This window comes from Kroppenstedtia sanguinis (assembly GCF_050433445.1).
In the GTDB taxonomy this organism is placed as follows: Bacteria; Bacillota; Bacilli; order Thermoactinomycetales; family DSM-45169; genus Kroppenstedtia; species Kroppenstedtia sanguinis.
Genome location: NZ_JBNPXF010000010.1, coordinates 69,907 through 92,623 on the forward strand (window position 1 = coordinate 69,907; position 22,717 = coordinate 92,623).

Here is a 22,717-nt window from a genome sequence, read left to right on the forward strand (position 1 = left end):
AGAGATCGTAGCCGTCCCGCCATCCCCCTTCCCACAAGAAAAATTTTGCGACTCGGACAAGGAGAAGAGCGAAAGGTCAGTTTGTTTCTTTCACTCATTTCCTGGTTAATCAACAGCTCTGATTTTAGGTGGTAGATCGTGTTCTACCCTGCTCCGGCCATCCTACCAGGAAGTGAAGACCGGCCGCTTAAGAATCTGATCATCGGTCAGGGGCAAAGCCGGGGAGGTCAGCAATACCAGGATGAATGTTGCCCCTAAGCGTCTCTCGTGAGACTTTCAGATTGTAGTACCTGTGGCACAAAGGTCGCTTGAGTAACACACGACTCTCCTTCGCCCCCATTTTCCCAACAGCCCATGGGGTCATAAACGCGGGTCATTACGCATACTCCCTTTCCGAGGGAAGGAAAGGGGGAAGTGATGTGATTATTTGGAAACAAGGGACGGTTCTTCGGGTGGTGGAGGAAGAGAAAGAGGTGCAATGGTTGGAAGTAAGAGAAGAGGAGGGAAGGGAGGAGCGGGCGGTTCATTATCCTCTTTTGTTGGGCCGTTGTGAACCGGGAGACCGAGTGTGGCTCAACACCACGGCGGTTCAGTTGGGCTTGGGTACGGGCGGGGTCCACTTTGTGGCGGGTTGGGTGGATCGTCCCCCCCAATCGGAACCGGTTCAAGGTCACATGATGAAATTGCGTTACACCCCTTGGCAGGTAGCCCTGGCAACGGGTGAGGAGCCGGGAAGCCGCTATTCCGAGATCCTGAAAGAAAGGAATTCACTCGATGGTACACCGGTGTTGATTGGGGAATTGCATAGTATGTTACCAGTAGCGGTGGCCACTTGGCGGGATTTGGCCGACAGTGACCCATCCCCCCGCATCGTCTATGTGATGACGGACGGTGGTGCTCTGCCGGCTCCTTTCAGTCGGCACATCCGGTTGTTGAAAGAAGCCGGTTGGCTAACGGGAACTGTGACTTGTGGTCATGCTTTCGGTGGGGATCTGGAAGCGATCAACCTCTATTCTGGGCTGTTGCTGGCCCGCCATGCTTTGCAGGCGGATCTGATCTTTGTCTCTATGGGACCAGGAATCGTGGGGACGGGGACCCCCTTCGGCTTTTCCGGAGTGGAGCAGGGGCAGGCGGTCAACGGGGTTTACAGTCTGCAAGGGTTGCCTGTGGTGATCCCTCGCATCCAGTCCGTGGATCCGAGAGAACGTCATTGCGGGTTGAGTCATCACACGGTCACCAACCTCACGTCAGTGGCGTTGGCCCCTGCAGTGGTTCCTCTGCCACAGCCTTTACCTGAAGAGATTCTGGAAGAGATCGGGGGCTTGCAGGAGCGTTGCCAGGTAGGACACCATTGGTTGGAGGCGTCCGTCACCGCCGAGGAAGTAGAGGAACGTCTCCTGAATTATCCGGGGAAGGTTCGCAGTATGGGGCGCGGGATTCGGGAGGATCCACTCTTCTATCGGACTATTTCTGCTGCGGCGGTTGTTGCTTTTCAACTATGGAAAGGGATCGGTGCCGGATGGACTGCTGCCGACGCAATAGCTCATCTAACGTCAGCTGTTGGCGGGAGTATTGCCGCAACCAAGCCTGCACCTGCCACCCTTTTCCGACGATCCTGAGCTGTCTTTCGCCCATCTCCACTTTCATCTGTTTCACCTCTGGTCATGGATTGGCAAATGCGGAGAAGAGACACGTCCGCACCAGTTTATCTGAAGGAGAAGAAGATTATACCTGCCCGCGTGTTTCGGTGAGGGGGGCAGAATCCTGTATAATGGATAGGGATGATTTAGGAGGTGCTGAAGTTGAGGAAATTGGAAGAGCAGACGATTCATAGTCGCACCCTATTTGAAGGCCGGGTGATCCGGGTGGAGTTAGATGAAGTAAGACTTCCCAACGGGGAGACCTCCACCCGGGAGTTGGTCCGGCATCCGGGAGCGGTTTCGGTGTTGGCTGTTACTGAGGAGGGGAAGATCGTCTTGGTACGGCAGTACCGGAAACCCTTGGAAAGGGAGATTCTCGAATTGCCCGCGGGCAAACTGGAGCCAGGGGAAGAGCCGGCAGACTGTGCTCGGCGAGAATTGGAGGAGGAGACGGGGTACCGGGCGACGGAGTTGACGCACTTGGTCTCCTTTTACACTTCCCCTGGCTTTGCGGACGAGCTATTGCACTTGTATGAGGCACAAGGGGTGTCCGAGGGAACTTTTCAACCTGATGAGGATGAGTTTGTGGAACGGGTGGAGCTGACTTTGGAGGAAGCTTTTGAGCGGGTGAAGTCCGGGGAGATTTGCGATGCCAAGACGGTGACGGCTCTTTATATTCTGCAAGGTCGGGAGCAAAGGGCTCGATGACCCTGAAATCGGTTTTTGCCGACCTCCATATCCACATTGGCCAGACGGAAGGTGGACTCCCAGTGAAAATCACTGGTTCTCGCAATCTCACCTTTGACAATATTGTTCAAGAAGCGGCCCACCGCAAAGGGATCCACATGATCGGCATCATCGATGCCCATTCGCCGCCGGTTCAAGAGGAGATCGCACGCAACTTGGATGAGGGACGTTATGAAGCTCTGCCCGGAGGCGGAATCCGTTATCGGGAGACCACTGCGATTCTCGGCGTGGAGATCGAGGTGAAAGGAACCGGGAGAGGTGTGGCCCATCTGTTGGCCTATTTTCCCAATTTGGATGTGATGCGCACCTTCAGCAGTTGGATGTCCCACCATGTGAAAAACATGCAATTATCCACGCAACGCTTCCACGGAGACTTGAGAGACCTGGAAGGGAAAGTGGCGGACTTAGGCGGATTGCTGATACCAGCCCATGTGTTTACCCCCTTTAAAAGTGTCTACGGCAGTGCGGTGGATCGGATGTCAGATCTGTTGAACCTGGATCAATTGGCCGGGGTGGAATTGGGACTCTCCTCGGATTCTACGCTTGCCGACCAGATTTTCGAGCTGGAGCGGTTTACTTTTCTCACTAATTCCGATGCCCATTCCCTGCCGAAAATCGGCCGAGAGTACAATGAGCTTTTGCTTGCAGAACCTAGCTTTCAGGAACTGAAGCGGGCTCTTCAGCGCCAACAGGGGCGGCGGGTGTTGGCCAATTACGGACTGGATCCAAAGCTGGGAAAATATCATCGGACGCGTTGTCTCAACTGTGGAGAATTGCTCATTCCCACAGAGTCCGGTCGCTGTGAGTACTGTGGTAGCACGAAAACGGTGAGGGGGGTGGCAGACCGGATTGAGCAGCTAGCCGACCGTCCGACCACTCATCCGGCCCACCGGCCTCCCTATATCTATCAGGTGCCCTTGGAGTTTATCCCGAAGCTGGGGCCCAAAACCTTGCAAAAGTTGCTTCAGCGGTTCGGGACGGAAATGGAGATCTTGCATCGGGCCTCCCTGGAGGACATCGCCGAACTGGTCGGGGCATCGGTGGCGACCCAGATCCGCCTCGCCCGGGAACGGCGATTGGAGTTTGAAGAAGGGGGCGGCGGTAGCTACGGCCGGGTAAAAAATCAGGTCGTGGCAGGCCGATTCAAGGAATGAAGGAACAAGGGATCACCTATGCTCTCAGGCAAATCGCACCTTGGAAACACGTGGGTCTCGCAATCACTTGGGAAAACACATCCTGACTGTGCAAGAAGGATATAAATCACGGCGTTTCTAAAAGCGTTGTGAAACAGGGAGGGTGGGGTTTCAAATGGAGTGATTTTGGCTCTCCAGAACAACCCCATCCCGACCGTCCAAGAAGATTCATGTAAATCGTAGCCTTTCTAGTCTATCTTTCTCCAACCGCTCATAGAGATAGAGAGAGTGGACAAGGAGGGAGTCTAGATGAGGAAGATGGGCATTCGCCAGACATTGCGGTTGCATGTGGAGAGCCAGATGTCTCTGTATCTGTTTGTAGGCGTGTTGTTTATGATGGGTGTGATTTTCGGGGCGATCATCGTCAATACCTTGTCCCCGGTTCAAAAGGAAAATCTCCTCGGCTACCTGGGACACTTTTTCCAGGGGCTGGATCAAAAAGATGCCGCCGATCCCAAGATCGCCTTTCAACACTCGCTAGGGGGACATTTTAAAACACTAGGACTGATGTGGATCCTGGGCATATCTGTGATTGGGATTCCCTTCGTCTTTGTCCTCATGTTTTTAAAAGGGTTGGTCATCGGCTTTACCGTCGGTTTTCTGGTGAACCAGCTCTCCTGGGAGGGACTATGGTTCTCACTGTCTGCGGTGGTGCCGCAAAATTTGTTGGTGGTTCCGGCATTGATGGTGGTTGCAGTCAGTGGAACGGCTTTCTCTGTCTTGTTAGCCAAAAATCGCTTGATTCAGCGTAGAGGAAAGATTTATCCGCAATTTTTATCCTACTCGATCCTGGTGACGTCTATGGCATGCATTCTGGTGGTGGCTTCTCTGTTTGAGGCATATGTCTCTCCTATGCTGATGCGGGTGGCAGTACCTCATCCTTAACAAATTATAATATTTATCAAATGATATCTTATATCATAAGAATTGACTTCCTTGTTCTCCCTCTTCTATAATGAGATCAGGAGTGCAGGGGGGTGTTCCAGATGGAAGAGCGAGTAAGACAGATTAAACAGCAGCTTTCTGCTCACAATTACAAGCTGACCCCCCAACGGGAAGCAACGGTCCGTGTTCTGTTGGAGAACAAAGAGGACCATCTGAGCGCGGAGGATGTCTACCTGTTGGTGAAGGAAAAAGCGCCTGAGATCGGGCTGGCTACAGTATATCGAACACTGGAGCTCCTCAGCGATCTGCAGATCATCCACAAGTTGAACTTCGGTGACGGTGTCACCCGATATGAATTCCGTGCCGAAGGGGCTGAACATCATCATCATCATCTGATCTGCCTGAATTGTGGAGCTGTGGATGAAATCACCGATGACTGGCTGGGTCCGATTGAAAAGCGGGTGGAGGAAGAGTTTAACTTTCAGATTGTGGATCACCGACTGACTTTTCACGGGGTCTGTCATCGGTGCAAAGACCAAGTTGAAGATCCCAAAAAACTAGTGGGTTCCAAGGTGACGTGAGATCCGGGATGATCTCGCGTTTTTTGTTGAACAAAGGCGGTATGAAGTGGGATTGTCAAGTGGTATGATAGGGTTGGAAAAGGAGGAGTGTATCATGATTATTGGAGTTCCAAAAGAAATTAAAGACAACGAAAACCGGGTCGCGATCTCTCCTGCGGGAGTGGACGCACTGGTGGGAGCCGGACACCAGGTTCTGATCCAAAAGGGGGCTGGCAATGGTAGCGGTTTCCCAGACGAGGATTTTTCGGAGCATGGAGCCAAAATCATGGACAGCGCGGAAGGAGTATGGGGTTCTGCGGATATGATCCTGAAAGTGAAAGAACCCCAAGCATCAGAGTTCCAATATTTCCGTGAAGGATTGATCCTCTTTACTTATCTTCACTTGGCCCCGGAGCCGGAATTAACCCGGGCTCTGATGGAGAACAAAGTAACCGCCATCGCCTATGAAACGATTCAGTTGGATAACGGGGCGCTCCCCTTGCTGACTCCCATGTCGGAAGTGGCGGGGCGGATGTCGGTTCAAGTCGGAGCGCAGTTCCTGGAAAAACCGAAGGGTGGAAAAGGGGTTCTGCTCGGCGGGGTTCCGGGAGTTCTGCCCGGTGAGGTGGTCATCATCGGAGGTGGTATCGTCGGCACGAACGCTGCCAAGATCGCTTTGGGTCTCGGAGCTAATGTGACGATTATCGACCTCAACCCCGACCGTCTGCGGCAACTGGATGATATTTTCCATGGACAGGTCCGAACCTTGATGTCCAATCCCTTCAATATCGGACAAGCCGCTAAAAAAGCGGACCTGCTGATCGGAGCGGTCCTGATTCCGGGGCGGCGCGCTCCGCGTCTGGTGACGGAAGAGATGGTCCAAGAGATGAGCCCAGGATCTGTGATCGTGGATGTGGCCATCGACCAGGGCGGTTCTATCGCCACCAGTGACCGGGTGACCACCCACAGCAACCCCACCTATGTCAAGCATGGTGTGGTTCATTACGCTGTGGCCAACATCCCGGGAGCGGTGGCCCGCACATCCACTTATGCACTTACCAATGTGACCATGCCCTACGCAGTGCAGATCGCCAACGAGGGATTGGAAAAATCTCTACAGAAAAACCGTCCTCTTGCCCGAGGGATCAATGTGATGGATGGGGTGGTCACCTATCAAGCGGTTGCGGAGGATTTGAAGCTTCCCTATCGATCCCTGGATGATCTGATGGGTCAGCCGATTCTGGGATAAAGTAAACATAGGAATCCCCCCTTTCCCATAAGATAAAGGTAACGAGGTGGGAAAGGACGAGGTCGATGATCATCTCGCTCCGCCGGTTGGCGGCATGGGCCAAGTTTTTGATCCTGTTTGTGATCCTGACTCTGATTTTATACCAGGCGATCGCCATCCTGTCCCAATGGATGCTACCCACCCATCGGTATGGGGAGCCGAGGGGACGAGCGGTCAAAGTGATGGCACCCTTGGAAGAGCCGGGGCGACGGGGGGATATAGCTGATATAAAAGAGCGCCTCCGTATGTTTTATTGGCTGGGCGAATAATCCTTTTCACCGCTTGGGGATGCCTTGAGCGGGCTTTTTTGTGAGACAGTGGATAGGGGTGAGACATGTGCAGAGATTTGATCGAATCGTTTTAGTCGTGTTGGACAGTGTAGGCATCGGAGCCTTGCCCGATGCGAAACAGTTTGGGGATGAGGGTGTTCACACCATGGGCCATATTGCTGAAGCAAGGGGGCTGCATCTTCCTCATCTCGCAGAGTGGGGGTTGTCCAATATTGAACCGATCCCGGGAATCGAGCCGGCAGACAAGCCCCGAGCCCATTTTGGAAAGATGGCGGAGGTTTCCGCAGGTAAAGATACAACGAATGGGCATTGGGAGTTGATGGGTGTACATACATCGACCCCCTTTAAAACGTATCCCGAGGGTTTCCCTGATGAATTGATCCAAGCCTTTGAACAACGGATTGGGCGCAAGGTACTGGGAAATAAACCGGCCTCGGGAACGGCGATCATCGAGGAATTGGGAGAGAAACAGATGGAGTCAGGGGACGTGATCGTCTATACATCGGCGGACAGTGTTTTTCAGATTGCCGCCCATGAAGAAGTGATCCCCTTGGATGAGTTGTACCGAATCTGTGAGGTGGCACGGGAACTGACCATGGATGAACGGTTTGCCGTGGTCCGGGTGATCGCCCGCCCCTTCGTCGGCCAGCCGGGGAGTTTTGTACGAACCGCTCATCGAAAGGATTATTCCGTTAAACCGCCGCGACCGACGGTGATGAACTTTTTGCAACAGGCGGGTCTGGATACGATTGCGATCGGAAAAATATCGGATATTTACGCCGGTGAGGGGATCACCCGCTCGATTAAAACGGAAAACAACATGGACGGGGTGGACAAACTGTTGGGGATTCTGAAGGAATCCTGGACCGGGTTGTCTTTTATCAATCTGGTCGATTTCGATTCCAAATATGGACATCGGCGGGATCCAGAGGGATACGGACAGGCTTTGGAAGATTTCGATCGACGGTTGCCAGAGATTATGGAGTTGATCCGCCCTTCCGATCTTCTGATCATCACGGCGGATCACGGAAATGATCCCACCTACACCGGAACGGATCATACTCGGGAATATGTCCCCCTCTTTGTCTGGGGGCCGTTGTTAGAGGAGGCGGGTCACTCCCTGGGGGTAAGGAAGACTTTTTCTGATGTGGGGGCCACGATAGCGGACAATTTTGGAGTGCAGATGCCGGAATATGGAACTTCATTTCTGCCCCAATTATCATACCGAGGGTAAGGGAGAGGGGATCTAGATGGAATCGATGCTACGAAAAACGGAGCAGGCCGCACAGGTGATCCGGGAAAAAATCACAGAGGAACCGAAGATCGGTTTGGTCCTCGGTTCTGGACTGGGAATTCTGGCGGAGGAGATCGAGGGGCCCGAAACCGTCGATTATGGAGAGATTCCCCATTTTCCCGTGTCAACCGTGGAAGGTCATGCCGGGCGGCTAGTAGTAGGAAGACTGGAATCTCAGCCGGTGGTGACGATGCAAGGAAGGTTTCATTATTATGAAGGATATGGGATGCAGGAGGTCACCTTTCCGATCCGGGTGATGAAAGCCTTAGGTGTGGAGACGCTGATCGTCACCAACGCCGCCGGTGGGATTCATACTGATTTTGAGGCGGGGGACCTGATGTTGATCCGGGATCATCTCAACCTGATGTTTACCAATCCCCTGATGGGTCCCAACCATTCTGAATGGGGGGTTCGGTTTCCCGATATGTCAGAGGCATACGATCCTCAGTACCGGCAATTAGCCAAAGAAGTGGCGAAGGCCCAGGGAATCCACTTGCGTGAGGGAATCTATGCCGGACTGACCGGTCCTTCCTATGAAACCCCCGCTGAGATTCGCATGCTGCGACAGATGGGAGCCGATGCCGTCGGTATGTCTACGGTTCCCGAGGTGATCGTAGCCAGACACGGGGGCATGCGGGTCATCGGGATCTCCTGCATCTCCAATCTGGCCGCGGGAATCTTGCCCCAGCCTCTCAGTCACGAAGAGGTGATGGAGACGGCGGAGCGGGTAAAGCCCCGTTTTATCCGGCTGGTGAAAGGGTTGATCCAGGAGATCGGATCGATTTAGGAAAGATGCGAAACCAAGGGAGAGGGGCCACATCCATGCAAAGACTAGAACAGATTGTAGAAGCAAAGGAAGTGATTGGGAAAAAGACAGATCATCGGCCGACGATCGGGTTGATCCTGGGTTCGGGACTAGGGGATCTGGCTCGGGACCTGGAGGAGGCGGACTCGATTCCCTATGAGGAGATTCCTCACTTCCCCGAATCCACAGTAGAGGGTCATGCGGGCAGACTGGTTGTCGGTCGCCTCTCGGGCAAGACGGTGGTGGCGATGGAGGGACGTTTTCATTATTATGAAGGATATACTCAGCAGGAAGTGGTCTTTCCCGTCTATGTTATGAAGGCACTCGGGGTGAAAAGCCTGGTGGCAACCAATGCTTGTGGCGGGATGAATGGTTCCTTTCAGGCGGGGGATCTGATGTTGATTGAGGATCATCTCAATTTTACCGGAGCCAATCCCTTGATCGGTCCCAATGAAGACCGCTTAGGCCCTCGTTTTCCCGATCTGTCGAGGGCATATGACCGGGATTTGATTCAATTGGCCCGGGAAGTGGCGGATGAGCAGGGAATCCGACTGCAACAAGGGGTGTATGCAGGAATCAGTGGTCCTTCCTACATGACTCCGGCGGAATTGATTATGCTTCGTAACCTGGGAGGGGATACCGTCGGTATGTCGACGGTTCCAGAAGTGATCGCAGCTCGCCATGCAGGACTGAAAGTGCTGGGGATTTCCTGTATTACGGATATGGCCATCGGTGAGGAGCTGGAACCTCTGACCCATGAACAGGTGGTGGAGGTGGCCAACCAGACCAAACCTCGGTTTATCAGGTTGGTAAAAGGAATCCTGGCCCGGATGGAGGGGTAAAATGGAGGTCGTGGAACTCATTCGGAAAAAACGGGACGGACAGGCACTAACTTCCGAGGAGATCCGGTTTCTGATTCAAGGATATGCCCACGAGCGTATTCCGGACTATCAGATGTCTGCCTGGGCCATGGCTGTCCGCCTGCAGGGGATGGATACCCGGGAAACGGCGGATTTGACTCTGGAGATGGTTCGATCCGGTGAGGAGGTGGATCTCTCCGCGATTAAAGGAATCAAAGTGGATAAGCACAGCACCGGAGGGGTGGGGGACACTACCACGCTGGTGCTAGGCCCCCTGGTGGCGGCGGCGGGTGTGCCGGTGGCTAAACTGTCTGGCCGCGGTCTCGGTCATACGGGAGGAACCATTGACAAACTGGAATCTTTTTCTGGGTTTGACACGGCGTTGAGCACGGCGGGTTTTGTCCAGCAAGTCAATGAGTGGGGTTTAGCCGTGATGGGACAGACCGCTGATCTCACTCCCGCAGACAAGAAGCTCTACGCCCTGCGAGATGTCACTGCCACGGTGGATTCCATCCCGTTGATCGCCAGTTCAATCATGAGCAAAAAGATCGCTGCCGGTGCGGATGCGATTGTGCTGGATGTCAAAACCGGTAGCGGGGCGTTTATGAAAGAGGAAAAACAGGCTCGTGAGCTGGCCCGGTCCATGGTTGAAATTGGGCAGCGGATTGGACGGCAGACCGTAGCGGTGATCAGTGATATGAATCAACCACTGGGGTATGCTGTGGGCAATGCCCTGGAAGTGAAGGAAGCGATTGAAACTCTGAAGGGCAAGGGCCCACGGGATCTGACGGAACTCTGCTTGACCCTAGGGGGACAGATGGTGACCTTGGCCGGAATGGCGGGATCGAGGGAGGAGGCTGAAGCGAAGTTGAAAGCCACCCTCGATGACGGTTCGGCTCTGGAGCGTTTTCGCCAGTTGGTGAAAGCCCAGGGAGGAGATGTCCGGGCAGTGGATGAGCCGGATCGGCTTCCGCAATCTCCGGTACAATTCCCCGTTCACTCCCCCATTCAAGGGATCGTCACCTCCTTGGATGCGGAGGCGATCGGCTTGTGTGCCATGCAACTGGGAGCCGGCCGGAAGACCAAGGAGTCTCCTATCGATTACAGTGTCGGGGTGGTTCTGCAGAAAAAAATCGGGGATGTGGTACAAAAAGGGGATACACTGGCCGTTCTTCACGCCAATAGCAGAGCAGAGGCAGAAGCGGTACAGGAGCGTTTCCTGAGCACGGTCACCCTGGGAGAGCAAAGGGTGACACCGCCTCCCTTGATCCGAGAATTGGTGACAGCGGGACAGGAGGAATCATGAATCATTTCATGAATCATTTCACCGGACAAAAGTCCGGTTTTTTCTTTTGACAAATATGGAATAATCATCCTCTCCTCCGCTCACAATAAGGGTACGAGAAGGAGGGAAGCCTCGATGCGAGTGCGTTTATGTGTGTGGGTACTGTTGGTGTGTCTCCCCGTTGCGGTAGCTCCCACCTCCGTGTGGGCGGCGGAAGAGGGGTTGGCGCCCCATTCTAAATCGGCTGTTTTGGTCGATGCAGATACCGGAACGGTGTTGTATGAGAAAAATAGCCGGGAGAAGCTGCCACCGGCAAGCATCACCAAAATTATGACGATGCTTTTGGTGATGGAAGCATTGGAGAAGGGCAAAATCTCCTATGAAGATCAAGTACGGACCAGTGAATATGCCTCCTCTATGGGAGGGGCCCAGATTTTTTTGGAAACCGGCGAAGTGATGAAGCTGGAAGATCTATTGAAAGCAGTGGCAGTTGGAAGTGCCAATGATGCTTCAGTGGCTCTCGCCGAACATTTGGCGGGAACAGAAAAGAAATTCGTGGAAATGATGAATCAGCGAGCCGAAGAGTTGGGCATGAAAGATACCTGCTTTCAAAACCCCAATGGTCTGCCTGCACCTAACCATTATTCCACGGCGAGAGATATTGCGATCATGTCCCGGGAGTTGCTTAAACACCGGGAAATCACCCGCTTTACGAAAACCTATGAGGATTATCTGCGAAAAGACAGTAAAAAGCCTTTTTGGTTGGTGAACACCAATAAGTTGGTGAAGTTTTACGAAGGATTGGATGGACTTAAAACAGGATTTACAGGAGAAGCGGGTTTTTGCCTCGCCGCTACTGCCAAGCGCCGGGATTTGCGGGCAATTGCGGTGGTTATGGGTGAACCGGATGTGAAGGATCGAAACCGGGAAATTACACGTATGTTGGATTTTGCATTCAATCAATACGCCAACCGAGTGATTTACAAACCGGGCCAATTGATTGGCAAACTTCAAGTGGACAAGGGAGAAAAAAGTGTGATCGAGGTGCGTTCCCCCCAACAGTTCAGCGTGTTGATGAAAAAGGGGGAGAATGCTGAGGATTACCGGAAGAAAATTCACTGGGAAAAGCTGAAGGCACCGATTAAGAAAGGACAACTCTTGGGAACAGTGGAAGTGGAGAAAGACGGAAAAACAGTTGCCCGGATGGAGTTGGCTTCGGCCCGGGAAATTCCCCAAGCGAGTGTATGGACCCTACTGAAGCGAACTGCTAGGAAACTGTTTTTTATTCCGGATGAAGCGCCGGCTGCTGATCCCGAAACTTGAGACCGATTCCGCCCGTCTCCGAACGGGCGGAATTGGTCTTGTCGGTCTTTCCCGGTTTTTCTCTATTTTTGTCATAAGGGAGGAACCCCTTTTGAAATCGTAGAAGTGGAGAGAAACCGGATTTTTACAGAACGACAGGGGGAAGAGAAATGAGCTTACACGTAGAGATTTCGCAACAACGGGACGTACTTGTCGTGCGTCTGGATGGAGAGTTGGATCATCATTCAGCTGCAGAGGTACGAGAACGGATCGACCAAGAATGGTCCAAAGGAATCCACGGACATATGGTTTTAAACTTATCCAAACTAACCTTTATGGACAGCTCAGGACTGGGAGTGATCCTGGGTCGTTATCGTAGAATCTCTGAAATGGGTGGAAAAATGGTTCTTTGTGCCGTTCAGCCTTCGATGTTCCGTTTGTTTGAATTGTCGGGAATGATGAAAATCCTTCCCTTTTACGAAGATGAGCAAACAGCTCTCAATGTCTGTGGGGTGGCATCATGAATTTAGTACATACCAATTTCATGGAGATGAAGTTTGCTAGCCGTTCAGAGAACGAATCTTTCGCCAGGGTGGCGGTAGCCTCTTTTGTTTCCCAACTGGATCCAACAATGGAAGAGCTGACCGATATAAAAACGGTGGTTTCGGAAGCGGTCACCAATGCGATTATTCATGGTTACGAGGAGAGGACCGACGGTGAGATCACGATCCGAACTGAAATCGATGGGAGTCGGATCAGCATTCAGATCGAGGATCAAGGAGTAGGTATGGCAGATGTGGACAGGGCACGTCAACCTCTCTTCACTACCAAGCCGGAACTGGAACGTTCAGGGATGGGATTTACCATCATGGAAAACTTTATGGACCAAGTGGAGGTTATCTCCGGTGCGGGCAAGGGAACGAGCGTACGTATGGTGAAAGATTTAAAAACCCACCGCCAGGCTGTTGGAAACTGAGGGCGGCCATGGAATCTGATGTGCGCAATTCCCGCCATAAGCACCTGTCGGACAATGAAGTGAAAGAGCTGATTCAAAAAAGCCAAAAAGGGGATACGGAGGCACGGGATCGACTGGTTCAGCATAACATCCGGCTCGTGTGGTCTGTGGTGCAACGTTTTCTGAACCGGGGTTATGAAGCGGAAGATCTCTTTCAAATCGGTTGTATCGGTCTCCTGAAAGCCGTGGACAAATTTGATCTCACTTATGATGTGAAGTTTTCCACTTATGCGGTACCGATGATTATCGGAGAGATTCAACGATTTCTGCGAGATGACGGCATGGTGAAGGTGAGCCGCTCCCTCAAGGAACTGTCCAATCGGATTCGCAAGGTGAAGGATGAGATGACGAAAGGATTGGGCCGTTCTCCGACCATCCAGGAGCTGTCTGAAGAGATGGAGGTGACGCCGGAGGAAATTGTGTTTGCCCAGGAGGCAAACCGCATGCCTACTTCCATCCATGAGACGGTCTATGAGAATGACGGGGATCCGATCACCTTGATGGATCAGATAGCTGATGAAGAGGAGGGAGAGGGCTGGTTTGATCGCATGGCTTTAAAAGAGGCGATCCGCCAGTTGGAAGAGAGAGAGCGTTTGATCGTATATCTCCGCTTCTTCAAAGATCAGACTCAGTCGGAAGTGGCACAACGGCTGGGGATTTCTCAGGTTCAGGTCTCCCGTTTGGAGAAAAAGATTATTCGCCGCATGCGAGATGCCATCGACGACGGTGAGGTTTGAAAAAAAGGGAAGCACCCTAAGAGGGTGCTTTTTTGTATGGGGAGCCGGGACCGGTTACATACTACCTGAGGGGAGGGAGCGCCATGAGTGCCAGGCAAGTGTTTATACAGATGAAAAAAAGAATACTGGCTCGACACGGACAAATCCTGCGGGTAGGGGATGTCTCCCAAGTGTTGGCAGAGTCAGATCGGGAACAGATCGAAAGTCTTCCCATCAGTCGGTTTGGCCCAGAAGAAGGAAATCGGGCCGTAGTGGAACTGATGGATGTGGTTCGCATCATCCAAGGGGAATTTCCTGATTTAGATATTCGGACGGTGGGACATCCACAAGTCTTGATCGAATTGAAGAAAAACGGTCCGCAGCCCCGCTGGATCGCGGTGGCAGCAGTCTGGCTGTTGATGTTTGTCGGGGCGGGACTGGCCATTATGAATTTCCATGCGGATGTCAGTATGAAAGAGGTTCATGAACGGATCTATTATCTCATGACTGGAAGGCACCATTCCCGGCCGCTGATTCTGCAAATCCCGTATTCTTTGGGGATGGGTCTGGGCATGGTATTGTTTTTTAATCACCTCTTCAAAAGGAAGTTTAACGAGGAACCCAGTCCCTTGGAACTGGAGGTTTTTATGTATCAGGAGAGTATCGATCAATATGTGATCGATCATGAGAAAACGAAAGGACAAAAACGTTCCCATGTTCCTTCTGGTTGATTTGGCACTGGTTTTCATCGGATTGGCTGGAGGAGTTGTAGTAGGGGGCGGTTTGGTTGCGTTTTTGACCGTATTGGATATCGTTCCGCGGCTGACGGTTCTCACCGACAGCCGGCAGCAGGTCCGTCTGTATGAGATCGCCTTTGTTCTGGGAGCTGTCGTATTCACCTGGATGGATTTTCGGGAATGGGCGGTCTTTTTGCCTCCAATCAGCACGGTGGCGATCGGATTATTGTCAGGTGTTTTTATCGGGCTGTTGGCGGGGGCATTGACTGAGGTGGTCAATGTTTTGCCGATCCTTGCCAAGCGGATCGGAATGGAGTCCAAGGTTTTCTGTTTATTGTTGGCGATGGTATTGGGAAAAGTGGTGGGGTCCTTGTTCCAGTGGATCGTCTTTGTCTCTGATTGAAACAGGGAGTTCTATCCATCTTGACGCCGATACAAAAAAATTAGGCGTGTTGATTAGCTATAATTTAGGTGGGGGAGATCGTGTTCACCCACGCTCCAATGCCATCCAACAAGGAAGTATAAACCATGATTTCGTTTCAAATTGTAGTGCCTGTGAAGGTACAAAGGTCGCTTTGGCAGTACATGACTCCCTTCCGCCACTCATTTTTTTAATTAATCAATGCCTTGACTTTAGAGGTTTAAAGGTTGTCGGAAATTGAATTTCAGCAATTGGATCCTAAGCATTTTATCTGCGAAGTCACCCCTTCCGCGCTCTTGGCATGGAATTTGTAATGTGGTAATCTGGTCTAAATTTAGCCACAGAATAAGGGGAGAGATGTCGATGGTCGGGAATTGCTCTTCCCTGAACTGGCTATTGATGTTTCGGGCGCTGTAGGTTCATTCATTCAAGTTTTATAGCCATAAAGGGGGGGTTTACATGGAATCACTTTGGTTCGCAAGAACTTTGGCGCCGAAGGTGAAACCCCATCCTGACCGGCTCGACCTAGAACCAGACACGCCCGAGTTGGAGAGGAGCGGAAGGGATGAAACTGCGTGGAACTAGTCGCATCAATGAACAAGGACATTTAGAGATCGGGGGATGTGATACGGTGGAATTATCCCACCGTTTTGGCACGCCCCTGTATGTAATGGATGAAATGATGATCCGACGACAGGTCCGCTCCTTTGTGGAAGCTTTTGAAAGGACGGGACTTTCCTATCGGGTGGCCTATGCCAGCAAGGCCTTCAGTACATTGGCGATGTGCCGATTAGTGGCAGAAGAGGGCCTTTATTTAGATGTGGTTTCTGACGGAGAACTTTATACTGCATTACAGGCGGGCTTTCCTCCAGAGCGAATCTATTTCCACGGTAACAATAAAACGTTAGATGAACTTGTGATGGCACTGGATGCAGGGATTGGCCGGTTTGTGGTTGATAATTTTACGGAGCTGACGTTGCTGAATCAGCTGGCCCAGGATCGGGGGCGCCGGGCGAAGGTAATCTTGCGAACCACTCCCGGAGTGGAAGCTCATACCCATCACTATATCCAAACTGGGCAGGAAGACTCCAAGTTCGGTTTCGATTTGGAAAGCGGCCAGGTTCACGAAGCCCTAAAACAATGTTTAACAGCGGAAGGATTGGAGCCAGAAGGGTTCCATTGCCATATTGGTTCCCAGATTTTTGAATCTGATGGATTTCGCTTGGCGGTTAGGAAAATGGCTGCACTGGCTGCTGAGTGCCGACAAGCCCTGGGATTTCGGACGAGGATCCTCAATTTGGGCGGTGGATTTGGGATCGGGTATAACGAAAAGGATCATCCAATGCCGGTAGATCACTATATTGCAGCTATTGCTGAAGAGGTGCGCAAGGGATTTGCCAATGAGGATCTTCCACAAATCTGGTTGGAACCTGGACGAAGCATTGTGGGAGAGGCTGGCACCACTTTATATCGAGTGGGCACGGTGAAGGAGATTCCTGGTCTACGCAAGTATGTCGCTGTGGATGGAGGAATGAATGACAACCCCCGCCCGGCGCTGTATCATGCTTCCTATGAGGCTTCCTTGGCCAATCGGGCAGAAGAAGAGCCCACCGAGACAGTATCGATTGCGGGAAAGCTTTGCGAATCTGGGGATATGTTGATTTGGGATGTTCCCTTGCCTTCAGTAAAAACTGGTGACCTGCTGGCCGTGAGTTGTACCGGGGCTTACAATTATTCGATGGCGAATAACTACAACCGGCTCCGTCGCCCAGCGGTGGTTTTTGTCCGGGAAGGGGAAGCTTTGGAAGTGGTGCGTCGGGAGACGTTGGAGGATCTGATTCGAAATGACCAGATTCCCGGAAGAATGGGGAAACTGGAGTATCGTTGATGCCATTGGGATGACCACAATAGGATCTATGAACTATTTGCCTCCTGCATCAGGAGGCTTTTTAGCAAATCTCATCTCTTTCATATTGAACAGGATCAGGAGCATTAGTATACTATTTTTTGAAATGGATCTGATTTATAGGAAGATGGGTTTCCCTTTGGAAAACATCTGCAGGATGTCTGGCGTTTGAATAAAAACACCGGATTTATATGGTGGAAAGGGTGATCCCTGTTTTGAGGATGATCGGCGAAGGTGGGTGGAAGAGGACAGCAGTCGTTGTGGTGACATCTTTGGGTCTAGCCTTCTCCATTTGGCCGACGAATCTTGTTCATGCAGACAAGAAGTCCGAGTTGGAAAAGAAGTTGGATGATGTCGAGAAAAGCCAAACTCAAAAAGAAAAAGAGATTGCAGAACTGAAAAAAGAAATTGATGACTACAAAAAGGATTTGAGCTCCCTGGAGCAGGAACTGGAGAAAGCGAAGACAGAGGAGAGAAAGAAAGAGAAGATTTTGAAGAAAGCCGAAAAGGAACTGGACAAATATGATGATAAATATAAAACGAGTGTCCGTTCCATGTATGTCCACAGTGGAACCAATCAGATGCAGGTTCTACTGGAGTCGAAATCTTTCGGGGAATTCTTGGCCAGATATGAAATTCTCCGCCTGATCCTCAAACAGAATTACGGAGAAGTGAAAAAGTATTACGATCGAAAGGAAAAGGCGGAGAAAGCGGACAAAGAGGTGAAAGAGTCCAGGAAAAAAGTAGAGAAAAAAGCACAAGAAGCGAAAAAAGAGTATGATAAAATGGTAGCCTTGATGGAGAAGAACCAAGATAAACTGAGTTCTCTGAAGCATGAAGAGGGGGATTACCGGAAGGAACTGTCTGAATTGAATTTGGAGCACTTGAAGGCGGGCTCTTTTTCTTTTCAGGGTCCTCTGAGTCGTCCGGCAGGAGGTCATATCTCATCCGGTTATGGATATCGCGGAAGTGAGTTCCATACAGGGATCGATTTTGCAAACGGTCAAGGCTCCCCAATTTATGCGGCTGCTAACGGACGGGTGATCCGTGCTCAAAGTTGCAGTTGCGGTTATGGTTACTATATCATGATCGATCATGGTGGCGGTATTTTCAGTCTCTACGCCCACATGTATTCCTGGCAATCCAAGGTGTCTGTGGGGAGTGTGGTGAAAAAGGGACAACGGATCGCCTCGATCGGAAACAACGGACGTTCCACAGGTCCTCATCTTCATTTTGAAGTGCATGAAGGACGCCCCGGTAACTATGTAAATCCCCATAAATATTTGCAATGAAACCTGCCCTCTTCCATTCGGAAGGGGGTTTTTGAAGTATGGAGAATTTGTGCCTGTTAACGGCTCGAAGCTATAGAAATACCGGGAGTGTGGTAGAATGATGGATGTCAAAAGGTATACAGAGAGAGGAGGTACTCCCAATGAATCGATCGATTCGGGGAATGTCTATTCTGGGAGCGGCGGGAACTTTGCTGATTGTCTTGATGGGGGCATTGGTAACCAAGACCGGTTCCGAAGACGGATGTGGGAACACCTGGCCCTTCTGTCACGGCGAAATTTTACCCAGCTACCATACTCTGGAGTTGTGGATTGAATATAGTCACCGGATTGTTTCTGGACTGGTCGGTTTGATCGTTGTGGTAGCCTCAGTCGGAGCTTGGATTTTGTACAAAAAAAACTTTACTGTCAAGTTCTTAGCATTTAACAGTGTGTTTTTTATCCTTTTGCAGGGTCTGCTCGGAGCGGCAGCAGTGATTTGGGGACAGTCAGATGCTGTGTTGGCTCTTCACTTCGGCATTTCCCTCTTGTCCTTTGCCAGTATACTCCTGCTGGCGTTGGTTCTGACCCGGATAAATCGTCAGGGATCTTCCCGAAGTAGCAGTGCTTCGTCTGTGTCCCCAGGGTTGAAATATGGAATATGGGGCTTGGCCGTTTATACCTATGTGGTCGTCTATACCGGTGCCTATGTCCGGCATACAGGTTCCAGTTTGGGTTGTGCCGACTGGCCTTTGTGCGGAAATAGCTGGGTACCGGATCTGTTCAGTCAAGTGGGAGTACAATTGACTCACCGCCTGTTTGCCGGTCTGTTGTTCCTGTTTACGATTTGGTTATGGTGGGTGGTCAGGAAAAAATATCCCCAGCGGAAGGATTTAAACCGGGGGGCACGCTGGTCTGTTATTTTGACCTTTCTTCAAGTGTTGACCGGCGGTGCAATCGTTTTGACCAAGCTGGAATTGATGGTGGCTCTCGTCCATGCGACTTTGATCTGTCTCTTCTTTTCTGTGATCTGTTATCTTTGTATGCAAGTGGGTCTGCCCTGGAAGGGAAACCAAGCTTCTTCGCTTCCGAAAGGGAATCGCGATCCCTTAACTCCATGATGTGATATCGCCATACTGGATTGGGTATGCTATACTGTAAACGCATCACTCAATTGAATGCTGTTTTACATCCTTCGGGGCGGGGTGAAATTCCCGACCGACGGTGATGGAGGGGTCTCCCTCCTCAGTCCGTGACCCGCGATTGCGGTGGATCCGGTGAAACTCCGGGGCCGACAGTTAAAGTCTGGATGGGAGAAGGATGAAGGGGAACACGGGTGCCTATTGTGGCAGTGGTGATGTTTTGCTGTGGCCGCTGCCTGCAAAAAATCGGTTTTTAAGTTGAAACCGAGGGTATTCCGGTGTTTTCATATCCTGTTTCCCTGTTTTCAAAAAGCCCTGATGGAAAGGGCTTTTTTTATTTGACTTCAGGGGGGAGTCTCCTTGAGCATGAATTGGACAGAAGAGGAACGGTGGATGGAGTTGGCACTTCGCTTGGCGGAGGCGACCCGTGGACAGACGTCTCCCAATCCCCTTGTGGGAGCTGTGGTGGTGAAGGACGGCCAATTGTTGGGCGCCGGGGCCCATTTGAAAGCGGGGACCCCTCATGCGGAGGTGCATGCCCTGGAACAAGCAGGGAAGGCGGCGGAGGGGAGCACTCTTTATGTCACTCTTGAACCATGTAATCATGAGGGGCGGACTCCCCCCTGCACCGAGCGATTAATCGCCTCGGGAGTGAGACAGGTGGTAGTGGGAAGCACCGATCCAGACCCGTTGGTGTCGGGAAGAGGTGTGCAACGGCTCCGGGAAGCCGGTTTGTCGGTAAAGACCGAGGTGCTTGCGGATCGATGCATCCGATTGAATGAGGCCTATTTTCACCATCGTCGCACAGGATTTCCCTTCGTCACCTTGAAAGCAGCCGTCACCCTCGACGGAAAGACGGCCACCTCTGCCGGAGACAGCCGTTGGGTGACAGGGGAAGCATCCAGGGAAGAGGTGCATCGGCTGCGTCATCAACATGATGCGGTTCTGATCGGCTCCGGGACCGCTTGGCACGATCGGCCGCAGCTGACGGTCCGGTTGCCGGGAGGCGGTAAAAATCCCCTGCGGGTCGTGGTGGACAGCCAGCTCCGCATTCCCTTGAACAGTCCGTTGGCAGAGGTGAAGTCTGCTTTTACTTGGGTGTTTTGTACCGACGAGGCGGATCCCGGACGAGAAGCGGCCTTGACAGCTCAGGGGATACGTGTATTTCGAACAGGGGCGGGCTCGCAGGTGAAGCTGGCATCGGTTTTTCGCCGTTTAGGTCAAGAAGGGATCGTCTCAGTACTGACGGAGAGCGGTGGGGAATTAAACGCATCGCTGTTGCGAGAAGGGTGGGTAAACCGGGTGATGTTTTTCATTGCACCCAAGATTTTAGGGGGCCGAGACAGCCTGACTGCTGTCGAGGGGGCACCGGTGGCGCAAATGAAAGAAGCTCTCTCACTGGAAGATGTATCTGTGGATCTCTTTGGCCAGGATATTTGTGTCACTGGAATTCCCCGCAAGCCTTGATGGAAAGGAAGGGATGCTTTATGTTTGCCGGGTTGGTGGAAGAGGTGGGCCGCATTGGCTCCTTGGATCGTAGGGGGGAGGGGATGCGCCTGACTATCTCCTGTAAACAGGTGTTGGAGGGAGTTCGGGTAGGGGACAGTATCGCTGTGAACGGTGTCTGTCTGACGGTGGTCGGTTTTGATTCTCATCAGTTTTGGACCGATGTGATGCCGGAGACGATGAATCGGTCCAACCTGAATCATCTCGCCCTCGGCAGTCCGGTCAATTTGGAGCGGGCATTGCGGGTGGGGGACCGGTTGGGAGGCCATTTTGTACAAGGACATGTGGACGGAATGGGACGCATTCTTCTTTGCACTTCCCGGGAAAATGCGGTGCTGTTTCGGATCGGGGTTCCCCCTGAGTTGACCCAGTGGATGGTGGATCAAGGGTCAGTGGCAGTTAACGGAATCAGTTTGACGATTGTGACGGTGGAACCGGAAGCTTTTACGGTCTCCATTATTCCCCACACTTTGCGGTCGACCCAATTAAAAGAGGCGAGGGCGGGAGATTCCGTAAATATCGAGTGTGACATGATTGGTAAATATGCAGCCAAATGGGCCACGACAAATGAGGCGTCTGCAAGGGCAAAATGGCAGGAGGCGGAGGCAGATGCGCGATTTTGATCTGATCGAAGATGCCATTTATGAGTTGATGCAGGGGGGAGTCATCATCGTGGTTGATGACGAAGATCGGGAGAATGAAGGGGATTTTATGGCCCTTGCCGAAAAGGCGACTCCCGAGGTGATCAATTTTATGATCACCCACGGCAGGGGACTGGTCTGCGCCCCGATCACAGAGGATAGGGCTCGGGAGTTGGATCTTCCCTTAATGGTTCGCCGGAACACAGATACCTACGGTACGGCTTTCACTGTTTCTGTCGACCATGTTTCCAATACCACAGGAATCTCCGCCCATGAACGTTCAGCGACAGTAAAGGCTTTGATCCATCCAGAGGCAGGGGCAGGTGATTTTCGCCGCCCCGGCCATATCTTTCCCTTGATTGCCAAAAAGGGAGGAGTACTCCGTCGTGCAGGCCATACGGAAGCGGGGGTGGATTTGGCCCGTCTGTGCGGTGCCGCCCCGGCTGCGGTGATTTGTGAAGTGATCAAGGAAGACGGTCATATGGCTCGTGTGCCGGATTTGATGGAGATTGCCGAGGCACATCAACTTAAAATGATCACCATCCAGGACTTAATCCACTATCGCAACCACAAGGAAAAATGGGTGGAGCGAGTGGTTTCCACCCGACTTCCTACGGAGTTTGGTGAGTTTATCGCTTATGGATATCGAAATGATGTGGATGAAAAAGAACATATTGCCTTGGTCAAAGGGGAGATCGATGCCGATCAGCCGGTGATGGTCCGGGTGCACTCAGAATGCCTCACAGGAGACGTATTTGGGTCTCATCGCTGTGACTGTGGTCCCCAGCTACATGCCGCTTTGAGACAGATTGAAGAAGAGGGGAGAGGCATCCTTCTCTATATGCGTCAGGAAGGACGCGGGATCGGTCTTCTCAATAAATTGAAGGCTTATAAGTTACAAGAAGAGGGGTTGGACACCGTCGAAGCCAATCTAAAGCTAGGTTTTCGGCCTGACTTGCGTGAGTATGGGATCGGGGCTCAGATCCTGCGCGATCTCGGGGTGAAGAAGATGCGTCTGTTGACTAACAACCCCCGCAAAATCACAGGTTTAAAAGGTTATGGGCTTGAGGTGACGGAAGTGTTGCCCATCGAAATGCCCCCCCAGCCAGATAATGAACATTATTTGCGGACCAAAAAGAACAAGTTGGGCCATAGGCTCCACCTGTGAGCAAAAGTGAAGATCCCTTGTCTCCATCCATATGAATTAATCACATCC

At 51.8% G+C, this 22,717-nt stretch carries 23 protein-coding genes, 1 pseudogene and 1 riboswitch; of the genes and pseudogenes, 23 read left to right on the forward strand and 1 reads right to left on the reverse strand.

Annotated elements, in window-relative coordinates; translation table 11 throughout:
• Window positions 1-473 precede the first annotated feature (473 nt).
• Window positions 474-1,619, forward strand: coding sequence for a DUF3866 family protein (locus JOD24_RS08110; protein WP_488168471.1), 1,146 nt, complete (start codon window positions 474-476; stop codon window positions 1,617-1,619).
• Here the strand turns inward: JOD24_RS08110 and JOD24_RS16090 are convergent.
• Window positions 1,594-1,647: pseudogene (locus JOD24_RS16090) on the reverse strand (hypothetical protein); the annotation flags it as partial. The gene JOD24_RS08110 and the pseudogene JOD24_RS16090 sit on opposite strands and share 26 nt — an antisense overlap.
• A 146-nt stretch (window positions 1,648-1,793) precedes the next feature.
• Here JOD24_RS16090 and JOD24_RS08115 point away from each other — a divergent pair.
• The 22 genes from JOD24_RS08115 (at window position 1,794) to JOD24_RS08220 (ending at window position 22,669) form a co-directional block, all read left to right on the forward strand.
• Window positions 1,794-2,348, forward strand: a complete 555-nt coding sequence (locus tag JOD24_RS08115) for an NUDIX domain-containing protein (RefSeq protein WP_380166166.1) — start codon at window positions 1,794-1,796, stop codon at window positions 2,346-2,348.
• Window positions 2,345-3,541, forward strand: coding sequence for an endonuclease Q family protein (locus JOD24_RS08120; RefSeq protein WP_380166164.1), 1,197 nt, complete (start codon window positions 2,345-2,347; stop codon window positions 3,539-3,541). Before JOD24_RS08115 ends, JOD24_RS08120 begins: the two co-directional genes overlap by 4 nt.
• A gap of 288 nt (window positions 3,542-3,829) precedes the next feature.
• Window positions 3,830-4,465, forward strand: a complete 636-nt coding sequence (gene spoIIM, locus JOD24_RS08125) for a stage II sporulation protein M (protein ID WP_380166162.1) — start codon at window positions 3,830-3,832, stop codon at window positions 4,463-4,465.
• Between the two features lie 101 nt (window positions 4,466-4,566).
• Window positions 4,567-5,046 (forward strand): ferric iron uptake transcriptional regulator, encoded by a 480-nt coding sequence (gene fur, locus JOD24_RS08130; protein ID WP_380166160.1) that lies wholly within the window; start codon window positions 4,567-4,569, stop codon window positions 5,044-5,046.
• A 94-nt stretch (window positions 5,047-5,140) separates the two neighbouring features.
• Window positions 5,141-6,274 carry an alanine dehydrogenase gene (gene ald / locus JOD24_RS08135; RefSeq protein ID WP_380166158.1) on the forward strand — a complete coding sequence of 378 codons (1,134 nt, stop codon included), beginning with the start codon at window positions 5,141-5,143 and terminating at the stop codon, window positions 6,272-6,274.
• Between the two features lie 65 nt (window positions 6,275-6,339).
• The gene (locus tag JOD24_RS08140) at window positions 6,340-6,582 is read left to right on the forward strand and encodes a DUF4227 family protein (RefSeq protein ID WP_380166156.1); all 243 of its coding nucleotides are present in this window, start codon (window positions 6,340-6,342) and stop codon (window positions 6,580-6,582) included.
• A 67-nt stretch (window positions 6,583-6,649) separates the two neighbouring features.
• Complete coding sequence (locus JOD24_RS08145; protein WP_380166154.1) at window positions 6,650-7,837, forward strand: phosphopentomutase; 1,188 nt, start codon at window positions 6,650-6,652, stop codon at window positions 7,835-7,837.
• A 25-nt stretch (window positions 7,838-7,862) separates the two neighbouring features.
• The gene (locus tag JOD24_RS08150; protein WP_380166190.1) at window positions 7,863-8,684 is read left to right on the forward strand and encodes a purine-nucleoside phosphorylase; all 822 of its coding nucleotides are present in this window, start codon (window positions 7,863-7,865) and stop codon (window positions 8,682-8,684) included.
• A gap of 35 nt (window positions 8,685-8,719) precedes the next feature.
• Window positions 8,720-9,544 (forward strand): purine-nucleoside phosphorylase, encoded by an 825-nt coding sequence (locus JOD24_RS08155; protein ID WP_380166152.1) that lies wholly within the window; start codon window positions 8,720-8,722, stop codon window positions 9,542-9,544.
• A 1-nt stretch (window position 9,545) separates the two neighbouring features.
• On the forward strand, window positions 9,546-10,868 hold the full coding sequence (locus tag JOD24_RS08160) for a pyrimidine-nucleoside phosphorylase (protein WP_380166150.1): 1,323 nt from the start codon (window positions 9,546-9,548) through the stop codon (window positions 10,866-10,868).
• Window positions 10,869-10,982: 114 nt separating this feature from the next.
• Window positions 10,983-12,170, forward strand: a complete 1,188-nt coding sequence (locus tag JOD24_RS08165) for a D-alanyl-D-alanine carboxypeptidase family protein (RefSeq protein WP_380166148.1) — start codon at window positions 10,983-10,985, stop codon at window positions 12,168-12,170.
• Window positions 12,171-12,319: 149 nt separating this feature from the next.
• The gene (gene spoIIAA / locus JOD24_RS08170) at window positions 12,320-12,673 is read left to right on the forward strand and encodes an anti-sigma F factor antagonist (RefSeq protein WP_380166146.1); all 354 of its coding nucleotides are present in this window, start codon (window positions 12,320-12,322) and stop codon (window positions 12,671-12,673) included.
• On the forward strand, window positions 12,670-13,125 hold the full coding sequence (gene spoIIAB / locus JOD24_RS08175; RefSeq protein ID WP_380166144.1) for an anti-sigma F factor: 456 nt from the start codon (window positions 12,670-12,672) through the stop codon (window positions 13,123-13,125). The genes spoIIAA and spoIIAB overlap by 4 nt, the downstream gene beginning before the upstream one ends.
• A gap of 8 nt (window positions 13,126-13,133) precedes the next feature.
• Window positions 13,134-13,901 (forward strand): RNA polymerase sporulation sigma factor SigF, encoded by a 768-nt coding sequence (sigF, locus tag JOD24_RS08180; RefSeq protein ID WP_380166142.1) that lies wholly within the window; start codon window positions 13,134-13,136, stop codon window positions 13,899-13,901.
• Between the two features lie 83 nt (window positions 13,902-13,984).
• Window positions 13,985-14,611, forward strand: a complete 627-nt coding sequence (locus JOD24_RS08185; protein ID WP_380166140.1) for a stage V sporulation protein AA — start codon at window positions 13,985-13,987, stop codon at window positions 14,609-14,611.
• A complete protein-coding gene (locus JOD24_RS08190) occupies window positions 14,595-15,020 on the forward strand; it encodes a stage V sporulation protein AB (protein WP_380166138.1) in 426 nt (141 codons plus the stop codon). The genes JOD24_RS08185 and JOD24_RS08190 overlap by 17 nt, the downstream gene beginning before the upstream one ends.
• Before the next feature lie 583 nt (window positions 15,021-15,603).
• Window positions 15,604-16,926, forward strand: a complete 1,323-nt coding sequence (gene lysA / locus JOD24_RS08195; RefSeq protein ID WP_380166134.1) for a diaminopimelate decarboxylase — start codon at window positions 15,604-15,606, stop codon at window positions 16,924-16,926.
• Between the two features lie 239 nt (window positions 16,927-17,165).
• On the forward strand, window positions 17,166-18,236 hold the full coding sequence (locus JOD24_RS08200) for a murein hydrolase activator EnvC family protein (RefSeq protein ID WP_380166188.1): 1,071 nt from the start codon (window positions 17,166-17,168) through the stop codon (window positions 18,234-18,236).
• Window positions 18,237-18,376: 140 nt separating this feature from the next.
• Window positions 18,377-19,333 carry a COX15/CtaA family protein gene (locus tag JOD24_RS08205; protein ID WP_429246716.1) on the forward strand — a complete coding sequence of 319 codons (957 nt, stop codon included), beginning with the start codon at window positions 18,377-18,379 and terminating at the stop codon, window positions 19,331-19,333.
• Between the two features lie 66 nt (window positions 19,334-19,399).
• A riboswitch (FMN riboswitch) is annotated at window positions 19,400-19,537 on the forward strand.
• 183 nt (window positions 19,538-19,720) lie between these two features.
• Window positions 19,721-20,821, forward strand: a complete 1,101-nt coding sequence (ribD, locus tag JOD24_RS08210; protein ID WP_429246726.1) for a bifunctional diaminohydroxyphosphoribosylaminopyrimidine deaminase/5-amino-6-(5-phosphoribosylamino)uracil reductase RibD — start codon at window positions 19,721-19,723, stop codon at window positions 20,819-20,821.
• A gap of 20 nt (window positions 20,822-20,841) precedes the next feature.
• The gene (locus JOD24_RS08215; protein ID WP_429246717.1) at window positions 20,842-21,483 is read left to right on the forward strand and encodes a riboflavin synthase; all 642 of its coding nucleotides are present in this window, start codon (window positions 20,842-20,844) and stop codon (window positions 21,481-21,483) included.
• A complete protein-coding gene (locus JOD24_RS08220; protein WP_429246718.1) occupies window positions 21,470-22,669 on the forward strand; it encodes a bifunctional 3,4-dihydroxy-2-butanone-4-phosphate synthase/GTP cyclohydrolase II in 1,200 nt (399 codons plus the stop codon). The genes JOD24_RS08215 and JOD24_RS08220 overlap by 14 nt, the downstream gene beginning before the upstream one ends.
• Window positions 22,670-22,717 lie beyond the last annotated feature (48 nt).